Origin of the sequence: Shinella sp. (genome assembly GCF_035998705.1) — a bacterium.
In the GTDB taxonomy this organism is placed as follows: domain Bacteria; phylum Pseudomonadota; class Alphaproteobacteria; order Rhizobiales; family Rhizobiaceae; genus Shinella.
In genome coordinates, this window is the sequence record NZ_DASYHH010000007.1 from 248,617 (window position 1) to 264,249 (window position 15,633).

Annotated in this window: 17 protein-coding genes and 1 pseudogene; 9 read left to right on the forward strand and 9 right to left on the reverse strand. The window is 63.9% G+C overall.

Going from position 1 to position 15,633, the window contains the following annotated elements:
- Positions 1 to 89: 89 nt before the first annotated feature.
- From VGN93_RS02865 to VGN93_RS02875, 3 genes are all read left to right on the forward strand, one after another.
- A complete protein-coding gene (locus VGN93_RS02865; RefSeq protein ID WP_327506259.1) occupies positions 90 to 1,010 on the forward strand; it encodes a hypothetical protein in 921 nt (306 codons plus the stop codon).
- Positions 1,011 to 1,174: 164 nt separating this feature from the next.
- Positions 1,175 to 1,534, forward strand: coding sequence for a DUF6152 family protein (locus VGN93_RS02870; RefSeq protein ID WP_327506285.1), 360 nt, complete (start codon positions 1,175 to 1,177; stop codon positions 1,532 to 1,534).
- 12 nt (positions 1,535 to 1,546) lie between these two features.
- Positions 1,547 to 2,017: a DUF6644 family protein gene (locus tag VGN93_RS02875; RefSeq protein WP_327506260.1), complete on the forward strand. Its 471-nt coding sequence runs from the start codon at positions 1,547 to 1,549 to the stop codon at positions 2,015 to 2,017.
- On the opposite strand, the gene VGN93_RS02880 is transcribed toward VGN93_RS02875, so the two are convergent.
- Together VGN93_RS02880 and betA are read right to left on the reverse strand one after the other, a co-directional pair.
- A complete protein-coding gene (locus VGN93_RS02880) occupies positions 2,010 to 2,288 on the reverse strand; it encodes a hypothetical protein (protein ID WP_327506261.1) in 279 nt (92 codons plus the stop codon). The genes VGN93_RS02875 and VGN93_RS02880 overlap by 8 nt on opposite strands.
- Positions 2,289 to 2,349: 61 nt before the next feature.
- Entirely contained in the window at positions 2,350 to 4,008 is a 1,659-nt protein-coding gene (gene betA, locus VGN93_RS02885) for a choline dehydrogenase (protein WP_327506262.1), read from the reverse strand.
- Between betA and VGN93_RS02890 the strand changes: the two genes are divergently transcribed.
- Positions 4,007 to 4,342, forward strand: coding sequence for a cytotoxic translational repressor of toxin-antitoxin stability system (locus VGN93_RS02890; RefSeq protein WP_327506263.1), 336 nt, complete (start codon positions 4,007 to 4,009; stop codon positions 4,340 to 4,342). The two genes, betA and VGN93_RS02890, sit on opposite strands and share 2 nt — an antisense overlap.
- Before the next feature lie 6 nt (positions 4,343 to 4,348).
- Entirely contained in the window at positions 4,349 to 4,714 is a 366-nt protein-coding gene (locus VGN93_RS02895; RefSeq protein WP_319310735.1) for a helix-turn-helix transcriptional regulator, read from the forward strand.
- A 10-nt stretch (positions 4,715 to 4,724) separates the two neighbouring features.
- Here VGN93_RS02895 and betB read toward each other — a convergent pair whose 3' ends face one another.
- The 4 genes from betB to VGN93_RS02915 form a co-directional block, all read right to left on the reverse strand.
- Positions 4,725 to 6,188 (reverse strand): betaine-aldehyde dehydrogenase, encoded by a 1,464-nt coding sequence (gene betB, locus VGN93_RS02900; RefSeq protein WP_327506264.1) that lies wholly within the window; start codon positions 6,186 to 6,188, stop codon positions 4,725 to 4,727.
- Between the two features lies 1 nt (position 6,189).
- Positions 6,190 to 7,719, reverse strand: a complete 1,530-nt coding sequence (betC, locus tag VGN93_RS02905; RefSeq protein WP_327506265.1) for a choline-sulfatase — start codon at positions 7,717 to 7,719, stop codon at positions 6,190 to 6,192.
- A 217-nt stretch (positions 7,720 to 7,936) separates the two neighbouring features.
- Positions 7,937 to 8,533, reverse strand: a complete 597-nt coding sequence (gene betI, locus VGN93_RS02910; RefSeq protein ID WP_327506266.1) for a transcriptional regulator BetI — start codon at positions 8,531 to 8,533, stop codon at positions 7,937 to 7,939.
- A 151-nt stretch (positions 8,534 to 8,684) separates the two neighbouring features.
- Positions 8,685 to 8,963, reverse strand: coding sequence for a helix-turn-helix domain-containing protein (locus VGN93_RS02915; protein WP_327506267.1), 279 nt, complete (start codon positions 8,961 to 8,963; stop codon positions 8,685 to 8,687).
- Between the two features lie 202 nt (positions 8,964 to 9,165).
- Between VGN93_RS02915 and crcB the strand changes: the two genes are divergently transcribed.
- The 3 genes from crcB to VGN93_RS02930 all read left to right on the forward strand — a co-directional run bounded on the left by crcB (position 9,166) and on the right by VGN93_RS02930 (position 11,927).
- Positions 9,166 to 9,555, forward strand: coding sequence for a fluoride efflux transporter CrcB (crcB, locus tag VGN93_RS02920; RefSeq protein WP_327506268.1), 390 nt, complete (start codon positions 9,166 to 9,168; stop codon positions 9,553 to 9,555).
- Positions 9,552 to 9,989, forward strand: a complete 438-nt coding sequence (locus VGN93_RS02925; RefSeq protein WP_327506269.1) for an EamA family transporter — start codon at positions 9,552 to 9,554, stop codon at positions 9,987 to 9,989. Before crcB ends, VGN93_RS02925 begins: the two co-directional genes overlap by 4 nt.
- 123 nt (positions 9,990 to 10,112) lie before the next feature.
- Positions 10,113 to 11,927: a GGDEF domain-containing protein gene (locus VGN93_RS02930; protein ID WP_327506270.1), complete on the forward strand. Its 1,815-nt coding sequence runs from the start codon at positions 10,113 to 10,115 to the stop codon at positions 11,925 to 11,927.
- Positions 11,928 to 12,020: 93 nt separating this feature from the next.
- On the opposite strand, the gene VGN93_RS02935 is transcribed toward VGN93_RS02930, so the two are convergent.
- Positions 12,021 to 12,278 (reverse strand): DUF1344 domain-containing protein, encoded by a 258-nt coding sequence (locus tag VGN93_RS02935; protein ID WP_327506271.1) that lies wholly within the window; start codon positions 12,276 to 12,278, stop codon positions 12,021 to 12,023.
- Between the two features lie 329 nt (positions 12,279 to 12,607).
- Here VGN93_RS02935 and VGN93_RS02940 point away from each other — a divergent pair, with 329 nt between their 5' ends.
- Complete coding sequence (locus VGN93_RS02940) at positions 12,608 to 13,630, forward strand: NAD(P)H-quinone oxidoreductase (RefSeq protein ID WP_327506272.1); 1,023 nt, start codon at positions 12,608 to 12,610, stop codon at positions 13,628 to 13,630.
- Between the two features lie 51 nt (positions 13,631 to 13,681).
- On the opposite strand, the gene VGN93_RS02945 is transcribed toward VGN93_RS02940, so the two are convergent.
- A complete protein-coding gene (locus VGN93_RS02945) occupies positions 13,682 to 15,118 on the reverse strand; it encodes an MFS transporter (RefSeq protein WP_327506273.1) in 1,437 nt (478 codons plus the stop codon).
- A 283-nt stretch (positions 15,119 to 15,401) separates the two neighbouring features.
- Positions 15,402 to 15,633: pseudogene (locus VGN93_RS02950) on the reverse strand (IS110 family transposase); the annotation flags it as partial.

A 15,633-nucleotide genomic window follows, 5' to 3' on the forward strand; every position in this document is an offset into this window, starting at 1 on the left:
AAACTTGACAGGAAAAATCAGATTTAATAGCTGACTATCTGGTCATGTTATAAACGGGGCCCGCGCGGCCCTTCGGGAAGGACAGGAAAATGGCGATCAGGATCACGGTCAAGGATGCGAACAACGACGGCAAGGGCATCAACTTCGCCGCCTACCTCGCCAGCTTCAACAGGACCTATCTTCGTGACGGCTACGGTTCCTTCAACAGCGCCGACCCGATGGCGATGACCGGCACGCAATATGCCACCACCAATGCCAAGGACTTCGGTGCCTTCCTGACGGCGGGCAAGACGAAGTGGGAATACGACCTGATGACCCACAAGGTCACGGGCTCGCTGAACGCCGTCACCTTCGGCAATTCCATCGACCTGGCGGGCTCCCGCTTCAAGGCGGTTTCCGATATCGACATCACCGGCCTCAACGTCACCGACAAGACGCTCGGCGGCAAGATCCTCGCCGACATCATGGGCGGCAAGAACACCGATGGCGGCGCGACGACCGCTCTGGAAAAGATCCTCAAGGCCAGTGCCATCGACTATCGCGGCAGCAATGGCAGCGACACGTTCACCGGCTTCGGCAAGGCCGACAAGATCGCCGGCAACGGCGGCAACGACACGCTGAGGGGCGGCGCCGGCAACGATACGATTTCCGGCGGTGCCGGCAATGACAAGCTCTACGGCGATGCCGGCAACGACAAGCTTTCGGGCGGTGCTGGCAACGACACGCTCGATGGCGGCGCCGGCAACGATCGCCTTTCCGGCGGCGCTGGCAACGATACCTTCATCTTCAAGAAGGCCCAGGGCAACGACACGATCACCGACTTTTCCGCCGGCAGCGCCAAGGGCGACGTGATCCGCCTCGACAAGTCCGTGCTGTCCAGCTTCAAGGACGTGCTGGCGCATGCCGACGACTCGTCCAGCGGCGTCGTCATCGACTACGGCAACAACACGATCAAGCTTGCCGGCGTCGACAAGGCGGACCTGCACGCCAACGATTTCTTCTTCTTCTGAGCCTCCGGCCGGGTCGAGACGAAAAGGCCGGGCATTCGCCCGGCCTTTTCCGTTTTGGCGCCGTTCACCTATCCTTGAACGGCCTTGGCCAGCCAAGGCGTGTATGTTGTCCCGCGGGGCGCGAAACCTCGAAGGAGAACGCCATGCAAGCCGCAGGAACCAGAATGGTCATGCTGGCCGCCGCCGGCACGATGACCGCTTTCGCCGCATTTGCCCATCACGGCTGGACCTGGGCGGAGGAGAAGCAGAGCGAATTGACCGGAACGATCCGCACCGTCGCGATCGCGCCGCCGCATCCAGCCCTTGAGGTCGAGACGGCCGACGGCATCTGGAACGTCGAACTCGGCAATCCGCGCCAGACCGAACGCGCCGGCTTCGTGGAAGGGTCTGCGAAACCCGGCGACGAGATCGTCGTGCTCGGCAACCGCTCGCTCGACCGGAGCGAGAAGCGCATGAAGGCGGTGCGCATCACCGTCGCGGGCAAGGTCTTCGACATCTATCCCGAGCGCATCGAGACCAATTGACGGGCGGCCCGCATGGAGACGCTCGCCTGGTTCTCGACGACACCGGTCGCCGCGGCGCTGAAGGCCTCCGGCACGCTCTATCTCGTCGTCAACGCCGCCCACATCCTGTCGATCGGCCTCATCGTCGGGGCGATCCTGCCGCTGGACCTGCGGCTGATCGGCGTGGTCCGTGCCGCACCCATCGCCGCCATCGGCCCGCTCCTGTCGCGCACCGCGGCGACCGGCATCGTCCTTGCCATCGTGACCGGCCTCTGCCTCTTCTCCGTCCGGCCGCAGGAATATGCGCAAAACCCGGCCTTCCTGGCAAAGGTCGGCCTCGTCGCAATTGGCATCGTCAATGCCCTCATCCTGCATCGGCGCAGCGATTGGCGCATGGCGATGTCCACGGACAGCGCACCGCCGACCTTGCGCGTGCAGGCGGTGTTTTCACTCGTGATCTGGATTGGCGCTGTGCTGGCGGGACGCTGGATCGGCTTTATCTGACGCCGCGATCGGGATGCGGCACGAGCCTGCCCCAGCGCTCGTCCCACAGGTCCTCGTCGTCGACGACGACGAGATTGCGCGGGTTGACGTCGCCGGCGATCATCTGCCTGGCGCCGGTCAGCGCTTCCTCGGCGGGAAGCGGTATCGTGTCCTCGGCCTGCGCCGGGTCGGTGATGAAGGCGCAGGGACCGGTGATGCCGTGGATCAAGGTGACGACGAGGTCGGTCTCCTTGCTGATGTCGATGTTCGAAACCTTCTGGTAGACGGTCATGGGCTCCCCCTGGAACTGTTGCCCGCCTTAACCCCTTGGAACCGTTCTGGTTCCCAAGTTTCTACCGGTCGCTGACGGCACCCCGCGGGTTGCTCCACGGCTCCTGGTTGGACCGCGCCAGCGGTTGCCTGCCAAGGATGTGGTCGGCCGCCTTTTCGCCGGTCATGATCGACGGCGCGTTGAGGTTGCCGTAGGTGACATGCGGAAAGATCGACGAATCCGCCACGCGCAGCCCGTCGACGCCGATCACGCGGGTTTCCGGATCGACCACCGCCATCGGGTCGCTCGCGGCACCCATGCGGCAGGTGCCGCAGGGATGGTAGGCGCTTTCCAGATGTTCGCGCAGGAAGGCGTCGATCTGCTCGTCCGTCTCGATGCCGGCGCCCGGCTGGATTTCCGGCCCGCGGAATTCGTCGAAGGCCTGCTGGCCGAAAATCTGGCGCGTCAGCCGCACGCAATGCCGGAACTTTTCCCAGTCCTCCGGGTGGCTCATATAGTTGAAGCGGATGACCGGATCGGCCATCGGCTCGCCGGAGCGCAGCGTCACGCTGCCGCGCGACTTCGACAGGTTGAAGCCGACATGCACCTGGAACCCGTGGCTCTTGGCCGCCGCCTTGCCATCGTAGGAAATCGCGACCGGCAGAAAGTGGTACTGAAGGTCCGGCTGCTTGAGCCCAGGTGCCGAGCGCAGGAAGGCGCAGGCCTCGAACTGGTTGGAAGCGCCGAGCCCGCCCTTGGAGAGCAGCCACTGTGCGCCCGCCACCCCCTGCCAGAACCACGGCAGCCAGGAATAGAGCGAGACGGGTTTCGTCGATATCTGCTGGAAGTAGAATTCCATATGGTCCTGCAGATTGGCGCCGACGCCCGGCCGGTCCGCCTTCACCTCGATCCCCATGTCCTTCAGGTGCGCGGCCGGCCCGATGCCGGACAGCATCAGCAGTTTCGGCGAGTTGAAGGAGGAGGCCGAGACGATCACCTCGCGGTTCGCCTTCACCACCTCGATCTTGCCGTTGCGCTCGATCTCGACACCCGTCGCCCGACCGTTCTCGATGACGATCTTTCGCGCGAAGCAATGCACCAGCGAGACGTTCGGCCGCTTCATGGCGGGACGCAGATAGGCGTTCGCCGCCGACCAGCGCCGGCCGTTGTGGATCGTCTGCTCCATCAGGCCGAAACCTTCCTGCTTGGAGCCGTTATAGTCATCCGTCAGCTCGAAGCCCGCCTGCTTGCCCGCCTGTAGGAAGGCATGGAAGAGGGGGTTCGTCACGGGGCCGCGCTGCACATGCAGCGGCCCGTCCGCTCCCCGCCAGCCCCGTTCCCCGCCATGCGAGGTCTCCAGGCGCTTGTAATAGGGCAGCACGTCCGCATAGGCCCAGCCGCGCGCGCCGAGCTCTTCCCAGCGGTTGAAGTCTTCCGCGTGTCCGCGCACATAGACGAGCCCGTTGATCGACGACGACCCGCCGATCACCTTCCCGCGCGGCGCGGTGATGCGCCGGTTGTTGAGGTTCGGCTCGGGTTCCGAGAGATAACCCCAATTGTACCGCTTCATGCTCATCGGCCAGGCAAGTGCGGCCGGCATCTGGATGAACGGCCCGATATCCGACCCGCCATATTCCAGCACCATGACCGAATGCTTGCCGTCCTCCGAAAGCCGGTAGGCCAATGCCGAACCGGCGGAGCCGGAGCCGACGATGATGTAGTCTGCGTTCTGGGAGGGCATGGTGTCAGTGCCTCGTGCGGCGGTGAAGATCATAGTCTATCGCGATGCCGCCATTGATAGCTGTATCGCTAATTGCTATGATGTGTTGATGAAGGAAATTCGCTTCAGAAGAGCTGCCGATCAGGCGCTGCAACGTATGCAGCCCAAGAGGAGGGCCGCAATTCTCGATAAGCTTCGCGCCTATGCGCGGGGTGAGGTCGTCGATATCAAGAAAATGAAAGGCCAGCCGTTCTTTCGTATCCGCGTCGGCGGCGATCGCGTCATCATTGATGACGATGGAACCGTCGTTATGGTGATCGATGCGGGACCGCGCGGCAGCATCTACAAGGAGTAAAACGGGATGGGCGATATCCAGAGATTGACCATTGATGGCAAGTCCTACGTCCTCCTCAGCGAGGAAGACTACGAAGATCTTGTCGACGGACTGCGTGCGGAAGCTGTCATCGCCGGTATTCGTGCCGGCGAGGAAACGTGGCCGCTGGAGCTTGTCGAAGCCAAATCCAACGGCGAAAATCCCGTCCGTCTTTACAGGACGTACCGTAAGATGACGATAACCGAACTCGCCGATGCAGCAGGCATATCCCAGCCCTATCTTTCCGAGATAGAGGCTGGCAAGAAGACTGGCTCCATCGATGTCCTGAGACGTATTTGCAAGGTGCTTCGCATCGACCTCGAAGACCTTTTCGTCAACATGAACGACGACTGAGGCGCCCATCTCAATACGGCGCCTCGACCTTGCCCATCGACACGTAGACCGTCTTCAGCTCCGAATAGTGCTCCAGCGCGGCAAGCGAGTTCTCGCGGCCGAAGCCGGACTGTTTTGAGCCGCCGAAGGGGATTTCGACGGGGGCGAGGTTGTAGGTGTTGATCCACAGCGTGCCGGCTTCGAGCTGGTCGACGACGCGGTGGGCGCGGGTGATGTCGGAGGTGAAGACGCCGCCGGAGAGGCCGAATTCCGTGGCGTTGCCGCGGGCGATCACCTCGTCCTCTTGGTCGAAATCGAGCACGCACATGACGGGCCCGAAGATTTCTTCGCGCGCGATGGTCATCTCGTCGGTGATGTCGGAAAAGACGGTCGGCTGGATGTAGTAGCCGTCGCCCGAGACATCGTTCGGGATGCCGCCGCCGGTGAGAAGCGTCGCGCCCTCCGCCTTGCCCTTCTCGATATAGTCGAGAACCTTGTCGCGCTGGGCCTTCGAGACCATCGGGCCGAGCTGCGTCGCCTCTTCCATCGGGTCGCCGATGAGGATCTTTTCCGTGCGCTCCTTGAGGCGCGACAGGAATTTCTGCTTGATGCCCTTCTGCACGAAGACGCGCGTGCCGTTCGAGCAGACCTGGCCGGTCGAATAGAAGTTGCCGAGCATGGCGCCACCGATGGCGCTTTCGAGGTCGGCATCGTCGAAGACGATGAGCGGCGACTTGCCGCCGAGTTCCATGGTCACATGCTTGAGGTCGGAGGCCGCAGCCCCTGCCACCTTCTTGCCCGTCGGCACGGAGCCGGTCAGCGAGACCTTGGCGACGTCCGGATGATTGACGAGCAGCGGCCCGGTCGCCCGATCCCCCTGGATGACATTGTAGAGCCCCTTCGGCAGGCCGGCCTCGACGAGGATTTCGGCAATCTTCAGCGCGCCGAGCGGCGTGTTTTCCGAAGGCTTGAACACCATGGCATTGCCGCAGATCAGCGCTGGCGCCCCTTTCCAGCAGGCGATCTGCTGCGGGTAGTTCCAGGCGCCGATGCCGACGCAGACACCGAGCGGCACGCGCTTGGTGAAGGCGAAATCCTGGCCGAGCGGGATATAGTCGCCATTGAGGCCGGCCGCCGCGATGCCGCCGAAGAATTCGAAGGCGTCGGCACCCGACGTCGGGTCGGCGATGATGGTCTCCTGGATCGGCTTGCCGGTGTCGAGCGTTTCCAGCTCGGAAAGCTCGCGGTTGCGCTCGCGCATGATGTCGGCGGCGCGCTTGAGGATGCGGCCGCGCGCCGTCGGGCTCATCGCGGCCCATTCCTTTTGCGCGCGCTTGGCCGACGCGATGGCCTTTTCGACGATGGCGGGCGTTGCGGCATGGAGCTTGGCGATCACCTCGCCGGTGGCGGGGTAGAGGCTCTCGAAGGACGTTCCGGCGGCATCCTCGACATAGTCGCCATCGATGAAGTGCGAGGCTTTCGGTTGAGCTCTCATCTTATTCTCCCCGCGGATAGCGTTTGGATTCCTCGAGATTGTCGAGGTTCATGTGGTTGCGCATGTAACGTTCGGATGCCTTTTGCAGCGGCTGGTGGTCCCAGGGATAATAGGCACCGTTGCGCAGCGCCTCGTAGACCACCCAGCGCCGCGCCTGGCTTTCGCGCACGCTCGCATCGAATGCCGCCATGTCCCAGCGCGCCTCGCGCATCTGTCTAAAGGCCGTGAGCGTCGTCCTGATGACCGGATTTTCCGAGGTCGCCAGATTGGTGAGCTCCAGCGGATCGGCATCGAGATCGTAGAGCTGCTCCGGGTCGAGCTCGCAGTGGATGTATTTCCACTTGCCCTCGCGGATGCCGACGATCGGCGCATAGGAGGCTTCCGCCGCATATTCCATCAGCACGGGCGACGTCCGCTCCGCACCGTTGACGACGGGCAAAAGGCTTTCACCGTCCGTCCAGGGCATGACCTCGCTCATCGAAATGCCGGCGAGGTCGCACAGCGTCGGCGTCACGTCGAGGTTGGAGGAGGGGGCGAGGTGCAGGCCGGGGGTGACGCCGGGGCCGGCAATCATCAACGGCACGCGGGCGGAACCCTCGAAGAAGTTCATCTTGAACCACAGGCCGCGCTCGCCCAGCATGTCGCCATGGTCGGAGCAGAACAGGATCAGCGTGTTGTCCAGCATGCGCGTGCGCGTCAGCGTGTCGACCAGTTCGCCGACCTTCTCGTCGAGATAGGATATGTTGGCGAAATAGGCCTGGCGCGAGCGGCGTACGTCTTCGCCGCTGATCGCGAAGCTCGCATAGTCGCAGGAATGCAGGATGCGTTTCGAATGCGGGTCCTGCTCCTCCAGCATGCCGACGTCGGGCAGCAGGTGTTCGCAGTCCTCGTAAAGATCCCAGAACTTCTTGCGCGCCACATAGGGATCGTGCGGGTGGGTGAAGGAGACGGTGAGGCACCAGGGGCGCCGGCCGGCATCGTCGTTCTCGCGGGAAACCTGATAGAGCTTCTGGTTGGCGAGGAAGGCGACCTCGTCGTCATATTCCATCTGGTTGGTGATCTCGGCGACACCTGCGCCCGTCACCGAACCCATATTGTGATACCACCAGTCGATGCGTTCGCCGGGCTTGCGGTAATCCGGCGTCCAGCCGAAATCGGCCGGGTAGATATCGGTGGTCAGCCGCTCCTCGAAACCGTGCAGCTGGTCCGGCCCGACGAAATGCATCTTGCCCGACAGCGCCGTGTAATAGCCGGCGCGGCGCAGGTGGTGCGCGAAGGTCGGGATCGAGGAGACATATTCCGCCGCATTGTCATAGACCTGCGTGCGGCTCGGCAATTGCCCGGCCATGAAGGAGGCGCGGGCGGGCGCGCAAAGCGGCGAGGACGTGTAGTTGTTGCGAAAGCGCGCCGACCGCGCGGCCAGCGCCTTCATATGCGGCGCATGCAGCCACTCCGCCGGGCCATCCGGGAAAAGCGTCCCGTTGAGCTGGTCGACCATGATGATCAGGATATTCGGCTTGCTGGCGGTCACGGATGGGTCCTTGGCGTTTCGAATGGGGTGCGGGAGATAGCGGCTTTACCCCCCTCTGCCCTGCCGGGCATCTCCCCCTCAAGGGGGGAGATTGGATGGAGCGGGCGCTTTGCCCAGAACGGGCGCCGCTGTTTAAACGATGTGTTTGCTTCTTGCCGATCTCCCCCCTTGAGGGGGAGATGCCCGGCAGGGCAGAGGGGGGTATGGCAGGCTCGGATCATGCCGGCTGTCCCCCGCAAGCCTGAAGCTGCGCATTCACATACCCCTCCGTCAGCGCGATCGACGATTCGATGCTGACCGGCGCCGACTTCAGCCCCTGGCGCAGATAGAGCCCGTCGATCATCGCCGCCGCCCCGTCGGCAATGTCGGAGGCGGTCGCGGCGGGGCAGAGCTGCTTGAGGCTCGACAGCAGGTTGGAGTTCAGTCGCCGCGCATAGACGACGAGCAGGCGGCGCACCTCTTCCGAGCGCTGCGCCTCCGAATAGAAGGCGAGCCAGGCGGCGACGGTCTCAGGCGCGAACTGGTGGGCCTGGAAATTCACCCGAATGACCGCCGACAGTTTTTCCCGCGGGGTCGCAGCCGCGTTCAGCGCGGCGACGGCATCGATGCGCAATTGCCGCAAAAGGCTGCGGATCGTCTCGATGACCAGTTGCTCCTTAGAGCCGAAATAGTGGTGGGCAAGGGCAGCCGACACACCGGCATGGCGGGCGATTTCCGACATCGTGACGGTCAGCGAGCCATGGTCGCCGACCGCCCTCAGCGTCGCGTCCACCAGCGCCTTGCGGCGCACCGGCTCCATTCCAACCTTCGGCATGTCGTTCCCCTGATTTTCCGCGAGCGTATTTTTAATTGAGTGATCAATCAATAAAAATCTTGCCAATAAAAATCTTGCACGTTTTTCCCTGCCGCATGCCGAATGGGCCGGCAAATATCATGGTGCGTCGGCAGGGCGTCTGGAAACCCGTCTAAGCGACTGCTTTCGCCACAAGGTCCGGATGCCGGCCGATCACCCGCACATAGGCGATGGCGAAATCCGGTGCCGTGGCCCGCGCCTGCTCCCAGTCACGTAACGTGCCGACGGGGACGCGGAAACGATCCGCGAACTCCGTCTGTGACAGACCGAGACCTGTTCTGGTCCTGCGGATCAACCGGGCACGCTGGCCGCGATCCATCGCTTCGGCCGTCACATCGAAATCTTCGAAGTCCGACGGATCAGCCGGAAGAACGATAGAATCTCTCTTCACCTTTGTTGCTCCTTCGTACGGAAATGAAGCGGGGCAGATCGCCAAAGGCCAGAGACAGCTTATGCTTCTCCTGGTTGACGGCGTCCTTTGCCGGATCGAACCTGTTGTCCATACGGAATCATACTGAAATTCCGTAGGCCGGGCAAGTGAGGGTGCGGAATTCCCGTACCCGCTGAAAATGCGGACCATGAGGGCAACGGACATGAGCTATCTGATCGTCTTTCTCGGCGCCGGGCTTGGCGGTGCCGGGCGCCACGGGGTGAACCTGCTGTCGGCGCGCCTGTTCGGCACGGGCTTTCCGGCGGGCACGCTCGTCATCAACGTGCTGGGCTGCCTGGTGATGGGGCTGATTGCCGGGGCTTTCGCCTTTCGCGGCCACCTGCCGCAAGAATTGCGGCTGTTCCTGACGACGGGCGTGCTCGGCGGCTTCACCACCTTTTCCGCCTTTTCGCTCGATGCCGCACTGCTCTGGGAGCGCGGCGAGGTGGGGCTGGCCGCGCTCTATGTCGGCGCCTCGGTGATTTTTTCGCTGCTCGCCGTGGCGGCGGGGCTCGCTCTGTCGCGCCTGATGCTCGCAGGAGGTGCAATGTGAAGGCGCTTCTCTCATCCTGGCAGGTCTGGGCGCTCGGCTCGGCGGTCTTCGCGGCGCTGACGGCGATCTTCGCCAAGATCGGCATCGCCGAGGTCAATTCCGATTTCGCGACCTTCGTGCGCACCGTGGTCATCCTGCTGGCGCTCGCCTTCATGCTGACGCTCATGGGCAACTGGCAGGCGCCCGGCACGGTGTCGGCAAGGAGCTGGATCTTCCTCATTCTCTCGGGCCTGGCGACGGGTGCGTCCTGGCTCTGCTATTTTCGCGCGCTGCAGATCGGCAAGGCCGCACAGGTGGCACCGGTCGACAAATTGAGTGTCGTGCTCGTCGCCGTCTTCGCCGTGCTGTTCCTCGGCGAACAGCTTTCGCCGACCCATTGGCTGGCCGTGTCGATGATCGGCGCGGGCGCCTTGCTGCTGGCGCTGCCTATATGAGGGGGTTCTTTTTCAATTCCTTGTAGTCGTTGAACTTTCATCGAACTGTCACACTACGGAAACGGATTCTTCAGCGATCCCGGAAAACACTTCGCGGCATAAGTTCACGCCTCGGAGCCGCCCATGTCCGCCGCCGAATTGCTCGCCCTTCGCCGTTTCGGAGATGGCGAGATCGTCACCCTTGCCAAGCTGGTGATCGAGACGGCCTTCCAGCCCATCGTCGAGGCCGGCACCGGCGCGGTGTTCGGCTACGAATCGCTGATGCGCGGCTTCGACCGGCTCGGCTTCAGCTCGCCGCTCGACCTGATCGATCGCGCCCACGAGGCGGGCCAGCTGCTGGCGCTGGAGCACATGGCCAACAGCCGCGCGATCGCGGCCTTCGCCGCACTGCCGGATTTCCGCTCGCGCACGCTGTTCATCAACCTCGATTCCCGCCTGGTGCCGGAAGGCGCCGACCTCGTCGAACGCCTCGCCGGCCATCTCTTCCGCGCCGGCATCCCGGCCTCCTCGATCTGCTTCGAGATTTCCGAGCGCTTCGACAACGATACGCTGCCGGATTTCGCCATTCTGGTGCGCAAGCTCCGGCTGGCCGGCTTCAAGCTCGCCATCGACGATTTCGGCGTCGGGCACAACGGCCTGAAGCTGCTCTGCGACCATCAGGTCGACTATCTCAAGATCGACCGCCATTTCATCACCGGCATGGAGAACGATGCGCGCAAGCGCCATCTGGTGCGCAACACCGTCAACGCCGCCCACGTGCTCGGCATCCGCGTCATCGCCGAAGGGGTGGAGACGGAGGCGGAGTTCGTCGCCGCCCGCGAGGCCGGCTGCGATCTCGTGCAGGGCTGGTTCGTCTCCCGCCCCGTCACCGATTTTTCCATGCTCAGCCCGGTCTATGCGCAGGTGACGCGGGCCGGCGGCACGCGCCGCTCGTCGCGCACGCTGGACAGCATCCTCATCCGCCGCGAGATCGAGCAGGTTGCGGTGCTGCGCGAGAACGAGAGCCTGGAATCGGTCTTCGAATTCTTCCGCCGCGACCCCAAGCGCACCTTCTTCCCGGTGCTGAACGCCAATGACGAGCCGCGCGGCATCCTGCACGAATATCACGTCAAGGAACTGAGCTATCACCCGTTCGGCCGCGATCTTTTGAAGAACAAGCTCTACCAGAAGAGCCTGTCGCATTTCGTCACCACCGCGCCCATCGCCGATCTCGACACGCCCGCCGAGCAGTTGCTCGACGTCTTCACCGGCATGGGCGGCAATGAATGCGTGATCATGACGGAAGACCTGCGTTATGCCGGCATCCTGTCCGCCTCCTCGCTGCTCAAGATCATCAACGAGAAGCGCCTGAAGACGGCGGAGGACCAGAACCCGCTGACCGGGCTTCCCGGCAACCGCTCGATCCGCGACTATCTTCAGGACAAGGCGCTCGACGGCGACCAGCTGCGCTGCCTGTGTTATTTCGATTTCGACAATTTCAAGCCGTTCAACGATCATTACGGCTTCCAGAAGGGCGATCTTGCGCTGTCGCTCTTCGCCTCGCTGATGCGCCGCGAATTCATCGGCGACGACGTCTTCATCGGCCATGTCGGCGGGGATGACTTCTTCGCCGGCATTTCCGGCCGCCCCGTCGAGGCAGTGCGGGTTACCCTGGAGCGGCTGCTTGCCGATTTCAGCCGCGAGGTGCGCCTGCTCTACGCGGCGGAAGACCAGCTTGCCGGCCAGATCCGCGGGCATGACCGCGCCGGCAACCAGACGACCTTTCCGCTGATGCGCTGCTCGGCTGTCGTGCTCATCGTGCCGGAGGGCGAGGTGATCGGCGAGGCGGGGCTGATCAGCAGCCGGATCGCCGCCTTGAAGGCGGATGCCAAGGGCAGCGACGGGGGGCTCGTGCTGTCCTCGACATCCGCCGCAGCACAGCTTTCGGCTGCGCACTAGAGCATTTCCAGAAGCGGCATCGCTTCGGCGTCGGACAATGCGGCAAAACAAAAAATTTGGAAGCGGGCCCCTTCAAACCCGCTTCCCTCTACGTCAGCGAAGGAGCTTCACGCTCTTCGCTTCGTGTTTCTTGCCGGACATGTCGAAGGAGACGGACACCTTTTCGCCCGTCTTCAGCCCGGGTTCGTGGAAACCCTTCGGAAGCTGGTAGGTGATGCCGTCGCTGAGCGTCAGAGACATCGACGCCTTGTTGTAATCCTTCACCGTACCGGTCGCCGTCTGGGCGGCAAGCGCAAGAGCCGGCGTGGTGAGAACAGTGACGATGGCGAGATTGGAAAGAAGAACACGCATCTGTGTCGTCCTAAAGTGGCCCCGCAAGGGGGCGCAGAGAAGCCGTCCGGGAGACGTCGCGTCGCGGCTCCCGGGGGATGAGCCGCCGGCGCTCCCCGGCTTCGAAACAGAAGCTAGGCCCGGAAAAATCCGTTTTCAAATTAACAAGATTTAATTCTGCGCGTCCCGAAACAGCCGGAATTCCAGCGGTTTGTGGCTGAAAATGGGCGGTGGGCGCGCCATCGCAAATCTTGCAGGCAAGGGCGGAACCGATTCAATTGGTTCGCGCTTTAGGCTAGAATCAGCGTTACAGATTGCGCGTCGCCAAAGCGCCCGGGGAGGCAGAAGCCATGTCCATTCCATCATCCATGTCCTATATCGGTCTCACAGACCATGGCGGCCCGGACAATCTGGTGGTGATGGAGGGCCGCACGCCGCAGTTCAGAAGCGGCGAAATCCTCGTGCGGGTCGCGGCCGCCGGCATCAACCGGCCGGACGTGCTCCAGCGCAAGGGCGACTATCCGCCGCCGCCGGATGCAAGCCCCATCCTCGGCCTGGAGATCGCAGGCGAGGTGGTGGCGATCGGCGACGACGTGACCGGCTACGAACTGGGCGACCAGGTCTGCGCGCTGGCGAATGGCGGCGGTTATGCGCGCTATTGCGCCGTGCCGGCGACGCAGGCGCTGCCCTTCCCGAAAGGCTATGACGCCGTGAAGGCGGCGGCGCTGCCGGAAACCTTCTTCACCGTCTGGGCGAACCTCTTCATGATGGCGGGGCTGAAGCCCGGTGAAAGCGTGCTCATCCACGGCGGATCGAGCGGCATCGGCACGACGGCGATCCAGCTTGCCGCAGCCCTTGGCTCGCGCGTCTTCACGACGGCCGGCACGGCGGAGAAATGCGAGGCCTGCCTCGACCTCGGTGCCTCCCGCGCGATCAACTACCGCAGCGAGGATTTCTGCGCCGTCATCGCGGAGGAAACCGGCAAGGACGGCGTCGACGTCATCCTCGACATGATCGGGGCCGCCTATTTCGAGCGGAACCTGAAATCGCTCGCCCGCGACGGCCGCCTGTCGATCATCGCCTTCCTCGGCGGCACATTCGCCGAAAAGGTCAGCCTCGCGCCGATCCTGCAAAAGCGCCTGCACCTGATGGGCTCCGCCATGCGGCCGCGCACCGCGGCGGAAAAGCAGGCGATCCGCGACGAACTGTTGCAGAAGGTCTGGCCGCTCCTGGAGGAGGGGCGCATCGCCCCGGTGGTACACGCCGTCCTGCCCTATGCCGACGCCGCCGCCGGCCACCGCATGATGGAACACGGCGATCATATCGGAAAGATCGTGCTGACCTTCGAAAGCAATTCCAGCAAAAGTGCGTAGCGGTTTTGCGCAGCGTCGCAACGAGGACCGCCGGATGCCGTTAACAGATCCTCAGCCCGCGCTTGCGGCCTTTCCCGCCGGAAGGGTGGTCGCGAGCAGCATGCCGAGGGCGGCCGGGATGGCGAGCAGCAGGTAGAGCCAGCGCGCCGCCGTCACAGCACCTTCCGTGCCGCCGGGATCGACGAGGCCGGTCGTGTTGACGATGATGCCGGCGATCGCCGCCCCGAAGGCAGCACCCAGCGCCTGCATGGTGGTGATCGCCGCGGACGCCTTGTCCGTCTCGCCGGCGGGCGCCAGGTGCAGCACATGGGTGACGAGATGCGCCCAACCGAGGCCGATGCCGAACCCCATCAGGAAGATGAAGACGGTGGCGATCGCCAGCAGCGGCAGGCTGCCTTGAGGATTGTGCCGGGCGAGCGTGACGACGAGCAGCGCGGTGGCGACCGCCTCGACCAGCGCGCCCGCGACGATGACCCGGTTGGCGCGCCGCCCCCGGATGTTCGCGGTGGCGAAGGCCGCCGCCGTCCAGCCGAGCGCCAGCAGCGCCACGAGATAGCCGGAGACGAGCGGCGTCACCCCGTGCAGCACCTGGAGGAAATAGGGGATATAGATATCCGAGCAGACGGTGACGAGCAGCATCAGCATGATGAGATAGACGCGGGCGAGCGGCGAGGCGAGGCGCATCGTGCCGGCCGGCAGCAGCCGCGCCTCCGTGTGCCGCTCGATGGTGATGGCGGCGACGACCGCAATGACGGCCGAGGCCGCAAAGAGGCTGCGCAGCGCCGGCGCATCCACCGAGCTCGCGAAGGACAGGACGACCACGGCCGCGACCAGCAGCACGATCTGCAGGAAGGGCGTCTTCGTCGTCACCCGCTCGGCCTCGCCGGAGGGCAGCAGTTTTGGCGCCGAGACCGCCATCAGGATGGACAACGGGATGAGCAGCGCGAAGGCCTCGCGCCAGGCGCTGCCGGCCGCGAAAATGCCGCCGATCGTCGGGCCGAGGAAGGTCGCGATGCCCCAGACGGCGGCGTAGAGCGTCGAGGCCGTGCTCCACAGCGGTTCCGGATAGACGAAGCGGATGAAGGCATAACCGAGCGCCACGAGGAAACCGGCGCCGAGCCCCTGGATCGCCCGGCCCACCAGCACCGTCTCCATGGTCGGCGCGATGGCGCAGACCAGGCTGCCGATGCCGAACAGCACCGCGCCGAAGACATAACAGCGGTTGAGTGTCACGCTTTTCGGCCGCACGGCGACGAAGGTCGAGCCGAGCACCGAGGCCGCGACATAGATCGTCGTCGCCCAGGCAAACAGCGCCAGGCCGCCGATATCCCTCACGATCGAGGGCATCAGCGTCGCGGTGATATAAGTCTCCACCGCATGCAGCATGATCCCGCCGCCCAGCATCAGCGTCCCGAACAGATAGGCGCGCGAAAACAGGCTGGAAAGCCGCGGCGCGGCCTCCTTCGGGGTGATGACGCTATCGGACATAAAATTGAGCCTTGGCATGCGAAAAGAATGGATTTCAGACGTCGCACGGCTTCAAACCGACTGCAAGCCGTGACTTTTCACTGAAAATGCGGGTCCGAGCGCCCCGCATTTGGCGCTCACCCCCCCTCTGCCCTGCCGGGCATCTCCCCCTCAAGGGGGGAGATCGGCAAGTGGAAACGCCTCGCCCAACGCGAACATTGCGAATCGGATAATGCCTCACGTCCAGCCGATCTCCCCCCTTGAGGGGGAGATGCCCGGCAGGGCAGAGCGACTGTCTTGGCTGTCAAGCGTTTTGCCATTGCTGATTGTCCCTGATGACAGCGTTGAGGATGGTGAGCAGCTTTCGCATGGTTGCGACGATGGCGACGATCTTCGGCTTGCCGGCGGCCACCAGCTTGTCGCGGAAAGCCTTCAGGACGGGGTTGTGACGGCTGGCGACGAGGGCGGCCATGAACAGCACGGCCCGCACCTTGCCCCTGCCGCCGCCGATGAAGCTCCTGCCTTTCCACGTGCCC

What these genes read in the sequence shown, in the direction of transcription:
- VGN93_RS02890 (WP_327506263.1), top strand. Translation starts at nt 4,007, where the DNA reads ATGGTGTCAGTGCCTCGTGCGGCGGTGAAGATCATAGTCTATCGCGAT.
- VGN93_RS02940 (WP_327506272.1), top strand. Translation starts at nt 12,608, where the DNA reads ATGTCCATTCCATCATCCATGTCCTATATCGGTCTCACAGACCATGGC.
- betI (WP_327506266.1), bottom strand. Translation starts at nt 8,533, where the DNA reads ATGCCGAAGGTTGGAATGGAGCCGGTGCGCCGCAAGGCGCTGGTGGAC.
- VGN93_RS02945 (WP_327506273.1), bottom strand. Translation starts at nt 15,118, where the DNA reads ATGTCCGATAGCGTCATCACCCCGAAGGAGGCCGCGCCGCGGCTTTCC.
- VGN93_RS02880 (WP_327506261.1), bottom strand. Translation starts at nt 2,288, where the DNA reads ATGACCGTCTACCAGAAGGTTTCGAACATCGACATCAGCAAGGAGACC.
- VGN93_RS02895 (WP_319310735.1), top strand. Translation starts at nt 4,349, where the DNA reads ATGGGCGATATCCAGAGATTGACCATTGATGGCAAGTCCTACGTCCTC.
- VGN93_RS02875 (WP_327506260.1), top strand. Translation starts at nt 1,547, where the DNA reads ATGGAGACGCTCGCCTGGTTCTCGACGACACCGGTCGCCGCGGCGCTG.
- VGN93_RS02935 (WP_327506271.1), bottom strand. Translation starts at nt 12,278, where the DNA reads ATGCGTGTTCTTCTTTCCAATCTCGCCATCGTCACTGTTCTCACCACG.
- betA (WP_327506262.1), bottom strand. Translation starts at nt 4,008, where the DNA reads ATGCCCTCCCAGAACGCAGACTACATCATCGTCGGCTCCGGCTCCGCC.
- crcB (WP_327506268.1), top strand. Translation starts at nt 9,166, where the DNA reads ATGAGCTATCTGATCGTCTTTCTCGGCGCCGGGCTTGGCGGTGCCGGG.
- VGN93_RS02930 (WP_327506270.1), top strand. Translation starts at nt 10,113, where the DNA reads ATGTCCGCCGCCGAATTGCTCGCCCTTCGCCGTTTCGGAGATGGCGAG.
- VGN93_RS02870 (WP_327506285.1), top strand. Translation starts at nt 1,175, where the DNA reads ATGGTCATGCTGGCCGCCGCCGGCACGATGACCGCTTTCGCCGCATTT.
- VGN93_RS02865 (WP_327506259.1), top strand. Translation starts at nt 90, where the DNA reads ATGGCGATCAGGATCACGGTCAAGGATGCGAACAACGACGGCAAGGGC.
- betB (WP_327506264.1), bottom strand. Translation starts at nt 6,188, where the DNA reads ATGAGAGCTCAACCGAAAGCCTCGCACTTCATCGATGGCGACTATGTC.